The 15,234-nt window shown below is 68.7% G+C and carries 9 protein-coding genes; 2 read left to right on the top strand and 7 right to left on the bottom strand.

Annotation, left to right across the window (positions count from 1 at the left end):
• The first annotated feature begins 179 nt into the window (after positions 1-179).
• Positions 180-596 carry a hypothetical protein gene (locus DZC73_RS00435; protein ID WP_124538237.1) on the top strand — a complete coding sequence of 139 codons (417 nt, stop codon included), beginning with the start codon at positions 180-182 and terminating at the stop codon, positions 594-596.
• Positions 597-602: 6 nt separating this feature from the next.
• On the opposite strand, the gene DZC73_RS00430 is transcribed toward DZC73_RS00435, so the two are convergent.
• From DZC73_RS00430 to DZC73_RS00400, 7 genes are all read right to left on the bottom strand, one after another.
• Positions 603-1,403, bottom strand: a complete 801-nt coding sequence (locus DZC73_RS00430; RefSeq protein WP_124538236.1) for a YfaP family protein — start codon at positions 1,401-1,403, stop codon at positions 603-605.
• On the bottom strand, positions 1,400-2,176 hold the full coding sequence (locus DZC73_RS00425; RefSeq protein ID WP_124538235.1) for a YfaP family protein: 777 nt from the start codon (positions 2,174-2,176) through the stop codon (positions 1,400-1,402). Before DZC73_RS00425 ends, DZC73_RS00430 begins: the two co-directional genes overlap by 4 nt.
• Positions 2,173-3,834 (bottom strand): DUF2300 domain-containing protein, encoded by a 1,662-nt coding sequence (locus DZC73_RS00420; protein WP_124538234.1) that lies wholly within the window; start codon positions 3,832-3,834, stop codon positions 2,173-2,175. Before DZC73_RS00420 ends, DZC73_RS00425 begins: the two co-directional genes overlap by 4 nt.
• A gap of 12 nt (positions 3,835-3,846) precedes the next feature.
• Positions 3,847-8,520 (bottom strand): alpha-2-macroglobulin family protein, encoded by a 4,674-nt coding sequence (locus tag DZC73_RS00415; protein WP_161974401.1) that lies wholly within the window; start codon positions 8,518-8,520, stop codon positions 3,847-3,849.
• An 8-nt stretch (positions 8,521-8,528) separates the two neighbouring features.
• Entirely contained in the window at positions 8,529-9,176 is a 648-nt protein-coding gene (locus DZC73_RS00410; protein ID WP_124538232.1) for a DUF1175 family protein, read from the bottom strand.
• The gene (locus DZC73_RS00405) at positions 9,173-10,819 is read right to left on the bottom strand and encodes a DUF2138 family protein (protein WP_124538231.1); all 1,647 of its coding nucleotides are present in this window, start codon (positions 10,817-10,819) and stop codon (positions 9,173-9,175) included. Before DZC73_RS00405 ends, DZC73_RS00410 begins: the two co-directional genes overlap by 4 nt.
• A gap of 130 nt (positions 10,820-10,949) precedes the next feature.
• Positions 10,950-11,507 (bottom strand): DNA-3-methyladenine glycosylase, encoded by a 558-nt coding sequence (locus tag DZC73_RS00400; RefSeq protein ID WP_124538230.1) that lies wholly within the window; start codon positions 11,505-11,507, stop codon positions 10,950-10,952.
• A gap of 368 nt (positions 11,508-11,875) precedes the next feature.
• Between DZC73_RS00400 and DZC73_RS00395 the strand changes: the two genes are divergently transcribed.
• On the top strand, positions 11,876-15,202 hold the full coding sequence (locus tag DZC73_RS00395; protein WP_124538229.1) for a bifunctional diguanylate cyclase/phosphodiesterase: 3,327 nt from the start codon (positions 11,876-11,878) through the stop codon (positions 15,200-15,202).
• Positions 15,203-15,234 lie beyond the last annotated feature (32 nt).

Here is a 15,234-nt window from a genome sequence, read left to right as displayed (position 1 = left end):
TTTTTGGCGTCTCAAAACGGTGCACCCGCAGGCGCCGTTGCTTCTTCGCCGCAGCATGTAACGAAAGGCACGTTGATTGCCAAAAATGACCATCGGTTCAAGGGAGTGCCCATGGCTGGTGTCACATCTTCGGCGTACGCTGCTGTGCATGTACTCGTTGGCCGGAAGTGGGGGTCGACATGAATGTGATGGGAGAACTGCATGCAAGCCTTGACGCCATGGGCGTCGAGCAGCAGGCATGTGTGCTGGCGTTCCTGGTGAGTTATCCGCTCACCCTGGGCGCGTTGTTCGAGCAGCGTGGCCGCCGCATGGCAGCCGGCGTGGCGGCGGTCTCGGTGGTGTGCTTCGGCATCTTCACCGACCCGTGGTTCCATGCGGTGCTGCTGGTGGCCCTGGCCATCGGCGCCATCGGGCTGTTCATCATGACCGTCTACGTCATCGACCGCGTCTCGCGGCACTACGCCTTCAAGGGCCTGCCGATCGAGGAAGTGGAGTTCGTCGACAGCGACGAACCCGATGCCGAACCCGCCCTGCCGCAACCGGCCTCCGGGCATCCCAGGTTCCCTGTGGTGGGCGTGGTGTCGGTCAAGCACTGACTCGCATCAACCCCTGACGAAGGACCTCACCAGCGTGAGGTCGCCGATCTTGCGCATCGGCACGTTGAAAGTCTCGCGTCGCTCGGCCGGCGTGTTCTCGTCGAACACCAGCGTGATGCGCGCGCTGATCACGTCGCGCTGGCGGGTCTTCTCGTCGAAGTGGTAGCCCCCCGCGCCGAAGTTGCCCCAGTAGTTGACGTACACGTGGTAGGTGCCGGCCATCGGCGCCGTCATCGAAAACATCTCGGGGCCTGCGCCATCCACGCTGTCCACGTCCAGCCCGCCGCCGTTGGTGAGGATGGGCGCTGCGAAGAAGGCATGCTGGCCATCGGGCGTGATCACGTGCAGGTCAAGCTCGGCCTGCGGGTCGTCCCACGCGAGGATGATGCGCACCCGCGCGGAGGTCTTCGTGCGGTTGGCCTCGTAGAACTGCACCCGCTTGATCGTCTTGCCCTGCGCGTCGCGCACCTCGATGCCGTTGGAACCCGGACCGAAGGCGTAGGGACGCGAGTAGCTGCCGTCCTCGCCGGCGTACAGCGGCATCGCATTGCCGTTGACGACGATGGTGGGCGTGCGCCGGTCATTGCCCATCTTGCGCAGCTTGCCCTCGATGAGCGTGCGTCCGCGCTGCCCGCCGCGGTCGATGAGGTTGTTCGGATAGGCGTAGCTCACCTTGGACGGATCGTCCGAGATCCCGCTGTAGGTCCAGCCGCCGGCCGGGCGTTGCACGGTGGTGTCGCCTGCGGTCTGCCCCACCGCCAGCGTTGAGGCGAGCAAAAGCGCCGAGATGATGATGAGTTTGTTCATGGCACGATGAATGAGCGCACGAGGGTGAGTTCGCCCGGCTTGCGCATGGGCACGCGGAACACCTGCTGCTTCTCGCGCGAGCTGCCTTCGTCCTGGACGATGGTGACTTGCGCGACGGTGATGACGTCGCGCCGCTCGCCCGAGCCGTAGTAGTTGACGTAGACGTGGTAGATGCCTTGCACCGGGGCCGGCGTGGCGTAGATCTCCGGCCCGAAGCCGGTGGTCACGTCCACGTCCAGCGCGCCGCCGTTGGGCGACACGCGGTTGCCGTAGAACACGTGCTGGCCGTCGGGCGACACCACGTGCAAGTCCAGGTCGGTGTTGTCGCTGGTCCAGTTGAGGATGACGCGCAGCCGCGTGGGCACGCGGTCCTTCTGCGCCTCGAAGAAGGTGGTGCGCTTGACCTGGCCGTCCGGCGAGCGCACCTCGATGCCGTGCGCGCCGGAGCCGAAGCTCCACGGACGCTCGAATCGGCCGTCTTCGCCCACCACCATGGGCATGGCGATGCCGTCCACCACCAGCGTGGCGGGGCGGCGCGCCGCCTGCGGGTTGTCGGCCTTCTTCATGCCGGCGATGTGCCCGCGGATGAGTGCCGCCGCCGAGGTGGCATTGGTGTTCACGTTGGAGGCGGGGTAGTGCACTTCCTGCAGGAAGTCCTTCTGCTGCGTGGGGGCCACGCGCCAGCCGGCCTTGGGGTCGTCGATGCGCACCTGCGCCGCCGCGCCTGCGGCGAGGAACACGGCGCTGAAGAGGGCGAGCGTTTGGATCTTCATGAATCAGCCAGTCGTTGGGCGAGCCGCTCGATGGCGGCTTCGTCGCGTCCTACCGGGTGGTGGCGGTACGCGAGGTGGAGGAATTCGTGGATGAGGGTGACGCGGCCTTCGCGCGTGGACCACTCGCGGATGCGGATGACCAGGCGGCGCTGGTCGGAATGCGGCGTGCCGGTTTCGAGGCGGCACACGCGCAGCGCCTCGCCCACCGGCTCGAAGCCCGACTGCTCGCGCAAGGCGGCGCGCCACCGCTGCTGCCTGGAAGCGAGCCACTGCGCGGCCTGCGGCAGCTCTTCGCATTCGCCGCTGCCCTGCGCCGCGCCGAGCGTCGCACCGGGGTAGGCACGGCGCAGCATTTCGTCGAAGCGCATGCCGCCGCGGCCTTGCGCGACGGCTTGCTGCCACGAGAGCACGCCCTGCGAGGCGCGGGTGCTGTGGTAGCGCACGGGCACGCCGTCGAGCACCATGCCGTCGGTGAAAGCCGCTGCGGCGCGGGCCGATGCCGTGGGCGGGTTGGGGCTCACGCGCTGGGCGCGGCTGTCGTCAGCGATGAGGCGGCAGCCTTCACCCGGCGTGCTGTTCTGCAGCGCGTAGGTGCGTGCGGCCACGGCCAGGGCACGCGCCGCCTGCACCTCGCTCGCGTCGCCCTCGCGGTCGACGACGCGGGCCACGTAGTCCTCCAGCGCGAGGCGCGCGCTGATGCGCGGTCCGTCGGTGTCGCGCTGCAAGGTCATGGCGGGCACGGCTTCGATCACGAGTTGCTGGCCGTTCACGAAGCCGATGCGGTAGCGGCCGTTCATCGCGCCGCTGGCCGCATCGCCGCCGTGCAGCGGTGCGACGGAGCGGATCGGGTAGCGCTGGAAGAAGCCCACCTCGATGCAGGGCTGGGCGTTCACGGCCGGCGCATCGGGGGCGGTGGGCGACGGCCATTGCGAGCCGATCCATGCGGCGTTCGCGTTGAGCGCCGTCTTGCTGGTGCCGGGCGCCCCGAACCAGAAGGGCGTGCCGTCCAGCAGCCAACCGGCGGCGCCGCCGGCACGCTCGCCCTGAATCTGCCAGGACCAGGTCTTGTAGCGCGGCCCCGAGCCCAGGGCCGCGGCCACGCTGGAGTCGCGCAGCGCCACGGGCATGAGCGCCTGCCGTGCGGCGGTCTTCTCGTTGGCCGGAATGCGTTCGATCGCCTTGAGCAGGTCAACGACCGGCACCTGCGTTGCGGGCTGCATCGCATCGAGCTTCGTGAGCCACTCGGGCGCGTCCTGCGCCTTCCAGAACCGCATCCAGTCCGCACCGTTCACGCCCAGCCGTTGCGGATCGAAGTACGGCCCGCAGGAGTGGGCCAGCGCTTCGTCGCGCGACACGCTCTGGCCGGGCTCGCAGCAGTACTCGTCATCGGGCTGGCGCTGGCCCACCTGGCAACGGTAGGCCGGCTCCTGCACCGCGTTTGCATGCAGGTAGGCGTGCATGAACAGCTTCCAGCTGCTGCCCAGCGGCGTGCGCCATTGGGTCGCATGGGCCGCGTCGACGGGGGTGGACGCGTTGCGCTGCACGGCCGACAGCTCGCCGCCATGCCACCACGCCAGCCGCGTGGGCGGCGGGGCGGCATGCGCGCCCACACTGCCGAGTGCGGCAGCGAGGAGGGCGAGGCGAAGTCTGCGGTTCACGGCGCTCAGTCCTCAGCGCACTTCCACGCTGGTCCAGCGGCCGCTGGTGTCGAAGGCCTTGGCATCGGGCTCGTACATGCGGTGCAGGCGGGTGGGCGGCAGCTTGAACTGCCCCCGCTGGGCGAAGCGCACCAGATGGCGGAAGGTCACGGCGTTGCCCGACCCGATCTTCTCCAGCGGCACGGCGTAGCCCTGCGCCGTGGGCTGGTGCTGCGCGCGTTCGAGCGGCTGTGCATTGCTGCCGGTGTCCAGGTCGATGCCCCAGGTGCTGCTTTCCACCGCGGCGCCGGGTGGCAAGGCGGCATCCACCAGCGCCCAGCGCATGTTGCGGTTGGCCGTGACCTTGATCTGGTCCAGGTACAGGCTGTTGGTGTCCAGCGGCGTGCCGGGCTGCACCAGTTCCAGCTTGGCGTCCATGTGGCCGTCGCTGCTCGGCGGTTCGACGGCAGGCTGCCCACCCTTGGGCGCGGAGGCCGGCTTCTTGGCCGAGGACTTGCCCTGCGGCACCACGCGCCACAGCGTGCGCTCGATGGTCGCGGGCAAGGCGCTGGCCTGCGGCTCGCTGCTCTCGTAGTTCACGAACGCCCAGGCCGCCTTGGAGCCCGCCGGCAGCGCGAGGCTGGTCGGCAGGTTGGCACCGGCTGGCAGTTGCCACACCGCTTCGCCGTGCGCCGTTGCGGCACGCTTCCACGGCGCGGGCAGCGAGGCGACTTCGGCACGCGCCTGCGGACGGCCACCCAGCGCGCGCTGCAGCCACATCAGCGTCTGCGCACGGTCGAAGGTGGGCACGTCGGCGCGCACCTGGCCGAGCACGGCCGATGCCTTCTCGGGGCCGACGCGCTTGCTCATCATCAGCAGCGATTGCACGAGCGGCGATTCGATGGGCGTGAGCCGCGCGGCGGCGGCATCGGCTGCGCTGCGCTGTTCGGCGCTCACGTTGGCCTTGGCCAGGCCCGCGGTGTTCACCGCCAGCACCAGCGCCATGTCGCGGGTGTTCACCTCGTCGCCGTCGACCAGCACGTAGCTGCCGCGATGCTTGGTGAGCTGCTCGGCATCGGACACGGTCTGCGCCTGCAATTGCTCCAGCAGTGCGGACAGCTGCGAGCTGACCGGCAGGCCCATCTCCTGCATCCACGACAGCACCAGTGCGCGCTGGAGCGCCGGCAGCTTCACGCCTTCCTTGGCATACACCTCCAACAGGCGCTGCCAGTGCTCATCCGGCAGGCTGGTGCGCAGGGCCTGCGTGGCGCGCCAGTCGGCGTAGTAGGCGTAGCCAGTGAGGAAGGCGTCGCTCGCCATGTCGCGACCCCACCAGCCGAACTGCGCCTGCGGGCCGGCCATCTGCGCCAGCGAGAGGCGGGCGGTGGACAGCCGCTGCGTCAGCATCGGCGCCACCGACTGCTGTGCGGGCGACAGCGACTGCAGTGCGATGGACAGCGGCAGCATGCGGCTGGCCGTCTGCTCCACGCAGCCGTAGGGGAACTCGACGAGGTCTTCCATCCAGCGGTTGAACTCGCCGGCGGCGGCATCCTGCGCGAAGGACACGCGAACACGGGTCGCATCGGCGGGCAGCTTGAGCGCGGCGGTGCCGGTGCTCATGTCGATGGCGAGTTCACGCGGCGAACGCCAGGCGACCGGCAGGCTGGACACCGGCGTCTCCAGCCGATCGACCACGCGGCCATCCTGCTTGAGCGTGAGCGACACGTTGGACGACCCCACCTGCGCCACCGCCAGCGGCAGCGTCATGAAGTTGGCGCCCGGCGCCACGCTGACAGTCTCCTTGCGCTCGACGCCCGTGCCCTTGGCCTCCCATTCGACCTTGGCGTCCTTGCCGGTCTGGTTGAACAGCGCGATGGACGCCTGTGCCTTGTCGCCTTCGCGCTGCCAGTCGGGGCTGGTCCACTTCGCGTAGAACGGTTTGTCCGAACGCACCCAGCCGACCTGCTGGCCCACGCTGCCGTTGGCATCCATGGCGCGGCCGGTGATGCGCCAGCGCGTGAGCGAGTCCGGCATCGTGAAGCTGAAGCGGGCCTTGCCGGATGCATCGGTGGCCAGGCGCGGCAGCCACAGCGCGGTGTCGATGTTGTCGCGGCGCGGGCGTTCCAGCACCTTCACCGCGCGCTGGTTCACCTGGCGGCTGGAGGGCGCATCGCCCAGCTTGCTGGTGGCGAGGTCGTAGCCGATGAAGCTCAAGCTGGCGCTCGTGCGCACGTTGTTGCGGCGCGGGTGGAAGAAGAAGTCGTCGATGGTGGGCGCGATCTCCGGCTGCAGCACGTAGATCATCTCGTCCACCACGCCCACCGTCACGTCGGCGGCCACGGGCTTGCCGTCCAGCACGGTGCTCACGTCCACGGTCACCGTCTCGCCCGGCAGGTACACCGCCTTGTCGGCCTTGAACGTCACGCCGATGCGCGGCTGCTCCACCATCACGCCCTGGTTCTGGAACACGTAGTCGCCGTTCTTCACGTAGGCGACCGACAGCGTCATGTTCGGGCTCATCTCCTCGCGCACCGGCAGCGTCAGTTTCCACTGCGTGGGCGCGATGCGTTCGCTGCGCACCCAGTCGGCGCGCTGGCCCATGAGCGCAGTGGCCTCGACGCGGTCGCGCTCCAGGCTCAGCAACGCGTTGTCGATGGGCTCGGGGAAGCTCACCAGCACCTCGGCGGTGTCGCCGGCCTTGTAGCTGGCGCGGTTGAACACCATGCCGATGCTGCCGGCCGGCGCCTTCAGGCCATCGCCACTCACCCAGTGGCTGGTGGCGGCCACGATGCGGCCCTTCTCGTCGCGCAGCGTCAGCGTGTACGAGCCGGGCTGCGGGAAGCTCAGGCTCAGCGCATCGCCCGCGGGCATGTTGCCGGACTCCTTGGCGCGGTTTTCCAGCCGCACCCATTCCCACTTGGCGGGCTTGGTGAGTTCGACCGAGGTGTTGCCTCGCAGGCTGGTCGACATGCGGAAGCTCACCGCCTCGCCGGGCTTGGAGAACTGCTTGTCCGGGCTGAGCTTGTAGGAACCGCTGCCGCGCTCGACAAGGATTTCCTTCGAGGTGCGAACGCGGTAGGCGGCGCCATCGGTGGCCAGCGCCGTGAGCACGTAGCGGCTGGGCTGGTCGGAGGCGGGCAGGGTGAACTTCGCCACGCCGCTGCCATCGGTCACCAGCTCATCCTGCGTGAGCTTGAGCGGGAACTGGCCGGTGTAGTCCAGCTCGCCGTCCACCATGGTGAGCTTCTGCGCACGCGCCGTCAGGCTCACCCGGGCGTTCGCCACCGGCTTGCCGTCGGGATAGTTGAGCTGCAGCTTGCCGCTGATGGCCTCGCCGGTGGTGAAGTCATTCTTGTCCAGCACCAGGCCGATCTCGAAGTGCGGCTTCTGGTAGTCGGCCACGCGGAAGGCGGCGGTGTAGGTGTCATCGCCCATCGTCATGCGCAGCTCGTAGCCGCCGGCCGCCGCGTTGTCGGGCAGCGCGAAGCGGGTGTCCGCGCCTTGCGTGCCGCTGAAGCGGATGCTCTGCGTGGCGATGACCTGGCCCGCGGGGTCCAGCACCGTCACGCCCATGTCGGCATCCTTGAGCGGCACCGACTGGCGTGCATTCTTGAACTCGCGCGCCGCGACCTTGAGCTGCACCCAGTCGCCCGGGCGGTACAGCGGCCGGTCGGTCACGGTGTAGACCTTGGCGGCGTAGATCTCGCTGTCGTAGTAGAAGTTCTCGCTGATGAACACGCCGCCGGACGGGTCCTCGCCCATCACGTAGGTCTGCTCGGGGCTCTTGCGGTCGAGCTTCGCCACGCCTTGCGCATCGGCCGTGCCGCTCTTGAGCAGGCCCACGCCGTCGGTCCACACCACGCGGGTGCTGGGCACGGGCGCGCCGGTGGCGCGGTTCGCCGACCACACCAACATCTGCTCGCCGGAGACCTTGGTCAGCGCGACGGTGTCGGAGACGAACAGCAGCGTCGTCGCGCGGTGCTGCCCGGCGATGGCTTCCACCAGGTACAAGCCCGGCGCACGCTTGCCGATGGGCACGAACACGTTGCCTTGCGAGGGGTTGATGAACTCGCTGCTGCTGCCTGCGAGCTTCAGGTCCTTCGGCGGCTCGATGGGTTGGGCCGCCTGCACGGGATAGCGGAAGCGCTCCACCACCGGCAGGCCGGCGATGGGCTTGAACTGCGTGGGCTCCTCGAAGGTCGAGGGCTTGGTCAGTGCCTTGGGCGTCTTCAGGTCGGGCGCCTGCTGCGTCACCGCCTGCCGTGCGTTGGACGAGAAGAGCTTCTGCCACGACAGCCGCGACTTGACCACCCAGTTGTCCCACACATGCGTGAGGGTGTTGGCCAGGCCTTCGTCGGTCGGACGCGCTTCCACCTGCACGCGGTGCAGGTCCTTTTGCCGCTGCAGGAAGGCCAGCGGCTCGGGCACGCGGTACACCAGCACGTCGATGCCGCCGGCCTGCTCCAGCATCTGCGGGTTGTTCACCTCGATGCGGACCTTGGCGAGGTCGGCGCTGCCATAGGTGGCGTCCGACAGCAGGAAGAAGGGCTCGCCGACGAAGGCGGTACGGTAGTTCTGCAGCGGCACCGGCTTGGGCGCGTTGGCCGCGACCACCGGCTGCGTGAGCATGGCGGCCGCGAGCAGGGCTGCAACCAGCGTGTGGCGCAGCGAGGGAGGGGTGAGAGAAAAATGAGTGCGCATGTTCATCCTGCGTTTCATCGAGCGAGGAAAGCCAGCCGATAGACGCCCGAGAAATTCGGGTTGTCGGCGGACGGTCTCCAGCGCGTGTCCTTCCATTCGAGAAGCTGGCTCGCGCGCAGGGCGCGCAGGCCGTTGTCTTTCGCATCGCTGCGGCCGGTGTGGTAGGCGATGTAGCGGCCCATCCAGACCATCAGGTGCTGTTCGTCGCCGAGGTCGAAGAACAGCAGGTCGCCAGGCTGGGCCTGCGTGAGCTGCTTGCCCACGAAGCGGGTGTTTTCCTGCACCAGCTCCAGCGCGCCGACGTAGGCGTTGCGGGTGCCGTCCACGCGGCGCCAGGCGTTGCGCAGCGTCTGCGTCTGCTGCGGGGGGATGTCCGGCGGCACGCGCGTGCCCAGCATGCCGTTGGCACGCTTCCAGTCCAGGTCGTGCTCGCGCAGCGTCTCGCCCACGGCGAAGCGCACGAGGCCGGCGCAGTCGCGGTGCGTCCAGCGCGGCGTGGGGCCGCGCTCGATCTGCGCATGGATGAGCAGCGTGAACCAGTCGCGGAAGTGCTGCGTCTGTTCGCGGTCGAGCGTGGCTACGGCATCGCGTGTCGTTTCCGTCGTCGCGGCGAACGCGAGGGGGCTTGCTGCCAAGCCCGCGATGAGGAGGCGGCGCTTCATGGCTTGGACGGATTGATCGGCTGCCAGTCCACGGCCACCCAGCCCATGGAATCGGGCGTTCCCACGGCCACCGCGCGTGCGGCCGGCAGCTTGCGCAGCGCCTCCAGGCGCGGCACGAGGTGCGTCTTGGCGGCCTGTCGGAAGATCTCCTGCTCGGGCGGCAGCACGTCGAAGGCTTCGCGCTGCGCAAGGTCGGCGACCTGCTTGGGCGTGATCACGGCGAGCGTGGGCGATTGGGCGGGCAGGGCGTCGGCCGCACTGGGGTAGCGGCGGGCCTGCGCGTCGAGGGCGAGGTCGACCAGTGCGTCGTCGGGCGAGAAGGTGATCCAGCGTCCCTGGCGCGCCAGCGTCGGCTTGTAGCTGGTCTGGTCGCCCGCACCGTGCGGGCCCCAGGGCGCGACGACTTCACGCTGCCAGCGGTCGGCGCCCTTGCGCTGCGGCTGGCGGGTGTCTGCGGGTTGCGAGGGGTTGGCCGGCAGCAGCCAGGCCGACAGGCTGTCCAGCGCGGCCGTGGGGTCGGGGCCGGCGGCCTTGGTCAACGCCACCAGCACTGGCGTGTGCAACTGCGACTTCGAATACCAGCAGATGGCCGCCGGGCCTTCGAGCGCATCGGCCAGCGCCGTCCATGCGGCTTTCTGTTCCTTGGTGACGGGCTTGCCGTCCGCCTTGTCGACCACCGCCTTCACACGGGCCCAGTCGGCGGGCAGCAGCGTACAGGCGGCGGGGTTCATCGGCAGTGCCTGCCAGACTGCGCGGTCGGCCGGCGAGGCGGGCAAGGCGGCCGGGCCGGCCACGCGCAGCTGGGTGCGCAGCGAGGTGCCGTCCTTGGCCAGGTCGAAACGCATGGCCTTCAGGCCGGGGAAGAAGTGCTGGTAGCCGAAGGACAGCATGCGCGCATCCGCCACCACCGTGTGGCCGGTGCCCGGGTCGCCCAGGCCCAGCGTGCGGCGGTACACCGACTGTGCCTTCGCGTCGCCCGACAGCAGCTCGGCGATCACGTCGCGCGAGGCGGAGTCCGCCTTGCGTTCTTCGTCGAACAGCAGGCCCGGGTCGCTCAGCACCACGATGCGGTTGCCCTGCGACACGAAGGCCAGCGTTCGGCGCGGCGAGAGTGTGAGGGAATAGACCGTGGCCGAGGAACCGTTGAAGCGCAGCTCGTCGATCACCTTGAGCTGCTTGTCCTTCGTGGCGATGGTGGCCATGCCTTGCAGCGACTTCGCCAGCGTGCCGCGCGTCATGGCCACCAGCCAGTACCGCGGCGCACCTTTCGCATCCGTCCACATCGCGACTTCGGCGGGTTCGTCGAGGACGATCTCCAGCAGCTTGTCGGCCAGCGTGGTCTCGTGCTCGTAGGCGATGCGCTTGACGGCGCCGCGCAGGCCGAGGCGGTCTTCGTGCTCTTCGTAGTAGAAGGCGAAGTCCTCGGTGAGCAGGTCGCGTGCGACTGGCGCCTTGATGAGGTCGCGCGGCAGCTTGGACAGCGCCGGCGTGGAGATGTACGCATCGGGCTTGGCGAGGTCCACCCCCAGCCCGTTGATGCGCCCGGTGAAGCGCGCCCAGCCCATGGTGATGCCCACCACCGTGGCCGCAGCGGCCGTGGCGGCCACGCCGCCGATGATCCAGATCTTCTTTCGACTCAGCACGAGATTCCTTCCTCCGCAGGTGTGCGTCACGCCGGATCTTCCGTGGGCCTCGTCGGGGCCGTATGAAGGGGGCGTGAAATCGAGGTGAAGTATCGCCGTGAGGCGGCCCCCTCCGATGGGGGTGAGGCCCCTAGCGGAAGGGCCTTGACACGTACATGGATCCGGCCAGGCCGAAGCGCCAGGGCACGTCGATGGCCTTGGAGATGCCGATGCGCGGGCCGCTCACGGTCTTGGCGCGGCGGCCGGGCACGATCAACTCGAAGGGCGGTGCATCCAGCGGCAGGCCGTTGAAGTCGCGGGTCACGCCCATCGCCTGGCACAGGCGGCCCGGTCCACTGCACAGCAATCGCACATCCTCCACGCCGCGCCGCTCGCGCATGCGATCGATGCCGTGCGTGGGCTCGATCGCGCGGATCAGCACCCCCGCGCCGTGGCCCTCTTCGCGGCACACGAAGTTCAGGCACCAGTGGATGCCGTAGGAGCGGTACACGTAGACGCGGCCCGGCGGCCCGAACATGACGGCATTGCGTGGCGTCGGCCCAGAGAAGCTGTGCGAGGCCGGGTCCTCGCGGTCATAGGCCTCGGTCTCCACGATGCGTCCGCCCACGCCGTCGATCAGCACCGTGGTGCCGATCAGGGCGCGCGCGACTGTCTCCGAGTCTTTCGAGAAGTCGATCACGTTTGCCATGTGCCCATGGTGCCCGAAGGTCAGTGGAAAAGTTCACATCTGCAGGCTTGTAGGAAAAGTTCGTACAGCGCGCTTGTCGGGCCGCTGACTGTTCAGCCTTCAGGGTCATCCCTAAAGTCATCGCATTCGATCGAAGGCAGGCGGTATGGGGTGCCGACGGTCGATGCCAGACCAGCGTTGCACCATGTCGCCCCGAGGGGATGCGCCGATACGAGCGCCGAGGCGTACGCAGCAGGTCAGACGATCCGTGTTCGCAGGCGTGCATCCGCCGGGGCGCGGCCAGGTGTTGGGCGCTCGTTGATGGCCCGTGAAAGACACCAGAGTCGTCGGCATGCCGTTCTCAGATGGTGGGCCGACTGGGAGTGGCCATGGTGAAGCGTCTCGAGTTCCTGCGCGGCAAGTTCGTCTTGCCCATCATCGTGTTCAGCGTCGGCGCTGCACTGTCCGCCGTCCTGGCCGTGACGGCACACCAGGAAATCGAGCGGGGCGCCCAAAGCAGGTTCGATGCGGTGTCGCTGGATGCCGCACGCAAGGTGCAGGATCGCTTCGACGGCTACACCGAAGTCCTCATCGGCCTGCGGGCCCTGTTCAACACCAGCGAGACGGTGTCGCGCACGCGCTTTCGCCAGTACGTGACCGGCTTGAACATCGCCGAGAAATTTCCCGGCTTCCAGGTCCTGAACTACGCGCCCTACGTGCCGGCCGCCGCCAGGGCGGAGTTCGAAGCCTCGCTGCGGTCGGACCCCGCGCTTGCACCGGCACTCGCGTCGAAGATCGCCATCGTGCCACCGGGTGAACGTGCCTTCTATCACCCGCTGGCCTACATCGAGCCGCTGGCCGGCAACGAGGCCACGCTGGGCCGCGACCTGAGCGCGGTGCCCACGGCCATGAAGGCGCTGGAGCAGGCCCGCGACAACAACGGGCTGACCTCGTCGGGCCGCAAGATCCAGATCAAGGGCCGCGAATCCGACATTGGCCTGGCGATGCGCCTGCCGGTCTACCGCGGCGACATGCCGCACGACACGGTGGACGAGCGGCGCGCGGCCTACATCGGCTCGGTCGGCGCGGGCTTTCGCGTGGCCGAGATGATGAAGGACGTGGCCGGCATCAGCGGCAACGAAGCGCCCCGTATCCGCCTGTACGACGCCGGGCCGAGCAAGGGCAGCTCGATGGGCGCCACCGATCCGGTGCCCGTCGATCAACTTCACACCAAAGACGCCAACCTGCTGTTTGACACGCAGCAGCCGGCGGCCGACGACAAGGCCGCCGCTGCGGCCTTTGACCGCACCTTCGTCTTCGACATGGGCGGCCATTCATGGCTGGTGCAGACCTCGCAGCCCCCCGACCAGGTGATGGGCTGGCTGGACCGTTCCATCGGTGCCGTGGTCGCGCTCTCGGGGTTGGCCATCAGCGCCCTGCTCGCCGGCATCGTGTATTCGCTCAACACCTCGCGCGGCCGCGCCGAGGGCATCGCCCGTTCGATGACCCAGCACCTGCGCGTGAGCCAGCGCCGCCTCGACGAAGCCCAGCAGGTGGCCAACCTCGGCAGCTGGGTGATCGACGTGCACTCCGGCGAAGTGCATTGCTCCGAGCAGGCCATGCGCATGTTCGGCCTGCCTGAAGGCCAGCCGGTGGAGCTGGCCACCTTGCTGTCGCGCGTGCCTTCCGAAGAGCGCCGCGACGTGACCCGCCTGCTGGCCGACGCGCAGGAGTCGCGCGAGCGTGCCGAGTGCGAGCATCAGCTGTGGCTGCCCGACGGCACGCGCCGCTGGGTGCACACCATCATCCAGGTCGCCGAGGAAAACGGCCGCCTGTCGCTGCGTTGCACCGTGCGCGACGACACGCAACGTCGCAAGGCCGTGATGCGCATGCGCCTCGAACACGAGGTGGCGCAATTGCTGGTCTGCGACGGCGAGCATGAGACGGTGATGTCCGGTGCGCTGGCCGCGGTGTGTTCTCACATCGGCTGGGACTGCGGCAGCCTGTGGACCATTCGCGACAACAGCGCCGTGCGGTGCAGCGCGGCCTGGCAGGAAGGCACGGACGAAGCCATCGAGCAGTTCGTGCGCATCAGCCGCACGCTGAGCTACCGTGCCGACGAAGGCTCGCTGGGGCGGGCTTTCCTGGCCGGCGAGGCGGTGGTGGTGGACACCTCGCGCAGCACCGACCACTTCACCCGCGACGCGCTGGCCGGGCAGGCCGGCCTCGTGTCGGGCCTGATCGTTCCCATGCTCAGCGTGGGCAAGTCGTCCGCGCTGGAGCTCTTCAGCCGCCGCCCCTTCGACATCGACAGCGACATGCTGGACACGCTGCGCGCGATCGGCCTGCAGCTGGCGCAGTACGAGCAGCGCAAGCATGCCGAGCAGGCGCTGCGCTACGTGGCCACGCACGACTCGCTCACCGGCTTGTCCAACCGCGCCACCCTGCAGCGCGACATGGCGCGCGCCATCAAGCGCAGCAACCGCCACCAGAAGCGCTTCGCGGTGATGTTCGTGGACCTGGACCGCTTCAAGCGCATCAACGACACGCTGGGCCATGGCGTGGGCGACGCGCTCATCAAGGCCTGCGCCGAACGCCTGAGCGGCGTGCTGCGCGAGGACGACGCGGTGGCCCGCTTCGGCGGCGACGAATTCGTGCTGGTGGTGGAGAACCTGTCCAAGGCCAGCGATGCGGCAGTGGTCGCGGAGAAGGTGCTGGCCTGCTGCGCCGAGCCCTTCGTCATCGACGGGCGAGAGCTCAATGTCAGCGCCAGCATCGGCGTGAGCGTGTACCCGGAAGACGGCACCGACGGCGAGACGCTGCTGAAGAACGCGGACACGGCGATGTACCGCGCCAAGGACAAGGGACGCGGCGGGCATGAGTTCTACGCCGCGCAGATGAATGCTCAGGGAACCGAACGCCTCATGCTCGAAAGCGGCCTGCGCCGGGCACTGGAGCGCAACGAGCTCGAAATGCACTACCAGCCCAAGATGGACCTGCGCACGCAGCGCATCGTGGGCGTGGAGGCACTGATGCGCTGGCGCCATCCGGTGCTGGGCATGGTGTCGCCGGCGCAGTTCATTCCGATCGCTGAAGAGACGGGCCTCATCGTGCCCATGGGCCTGTGGGCGCTGCGTACTGCCTGTGCCGAGGCACGCGACTGGCAAAGCCGCGGCCTGCCGCCGGTGCAGATGAGCGTGAACCTGTCGGTGCGCCAGTTCGCGAGCGACTCGCTGGTGGAAGACATCGCCGGCGTGCTCAACGAGACCGGGCTCAACCCCGAGCTGCTGGAGCTGGAGATCACCGAGAGCGTGATGATGAAGAGCCCCGAGACCACGGCGCAGCTGCTGCAGCAGATCCGCCGGCTCGGCGTGGGCCTGGCCATCGACGATTTCGGCACCGGCTACTCGTCGCTGTCCTACCTCAAGCGCTTCCCGCTGACGACGGTGAAGATCGACCGCAGCTTCGTCAACGACCTCTCGCAGGACCCCGATTCGCAGGCACTCGCCGACGGCATCGTGACCTTGGCCCACGGCCTTCGCATGAAGGTGGTGGCCGAAGGCGTGGAGACCGCCGAGCAACTGGCCTACCTGCGCGCCCACGGCTGCGACGAGATCCAGGGCTACTGGCTGTGCAAGCCCATGCCCGCCGAGGACGTCTGCGCCTTCATGGCGCGCCACCTGCGCACCCAATTCGCTGTCCCGGTGGCCGCCTGAAGCGGCCCACGGGCAGTGGACCCCACGACCCG

Source organism: Rhizobacter terrae (genome assembly GCF_003852895.1).
GTDB classification, from domain to species: domain Bacteria; phylum Pseudomonadota; class Gammaproteobacteria; order Burkholderiales; family Burkholderiaceae_C; genus Albitalea; species Albitalea terrae.
The sequence above is the reverse complement of the archived record's forward strand: the minus strand, read 5'-3'. Positions and strand labels throughout refer to the sequence as shown.

Bases quoted from the DNA above. Each gene is read 5' to 3' on its own strand.
- DZC73_RS00425 (WP_124538235.1), bottom strand. From the start codon at position 2,176: ATGAAGATCCAAACGCTCGCCCTCTTCAGCGCCGTGTTCCTCGCCGCA.
- DZC73_RS00415 (WP_161974401.1), bottom strand. From the start codon at position 8,520: ATGAACATGCGCACTCATTTTTCTCTCACCCCTCCCTCGCTGCGCCAC.
- DZC73_RS00400 (WP_124538230.1), bottom strand. From the start codon at position 11,507: ATGGCAAACGTGATCGACTTCTCGAAAGACTCGGAGACAGTCGCGCGC.
- DZC73_RS00435 (WP_124538237.1), top strand. From the start codon at position 180: ATGAATGTGATGGGAGAACTGCATGCAAGCCTTGACGCCATGGGCGTC.
- DZC73_RS00395 (WP_124538229.1), top strand. From the start codon at position 11,876: ATGGTGAAGCGTCTCGAGTTCCTGCGCGGCAAGTTCGTCTTGCCCATC.
- DZC73_RS00430 (WP_124538236.1), bottom strand. From the start codon at position 1,403: ATGAACAAACTCATCATCATCTCGGCGCTTTTGCTCGCCTCAACGCTG.
- DZC73_RS00410 (WP_124538232.1), bottom strand. From the start codon at position 9,176: ATGAAGCGCCGCCTCCTCATCGCGGGCTTGGCAGCAAGCCCCCTCGCG.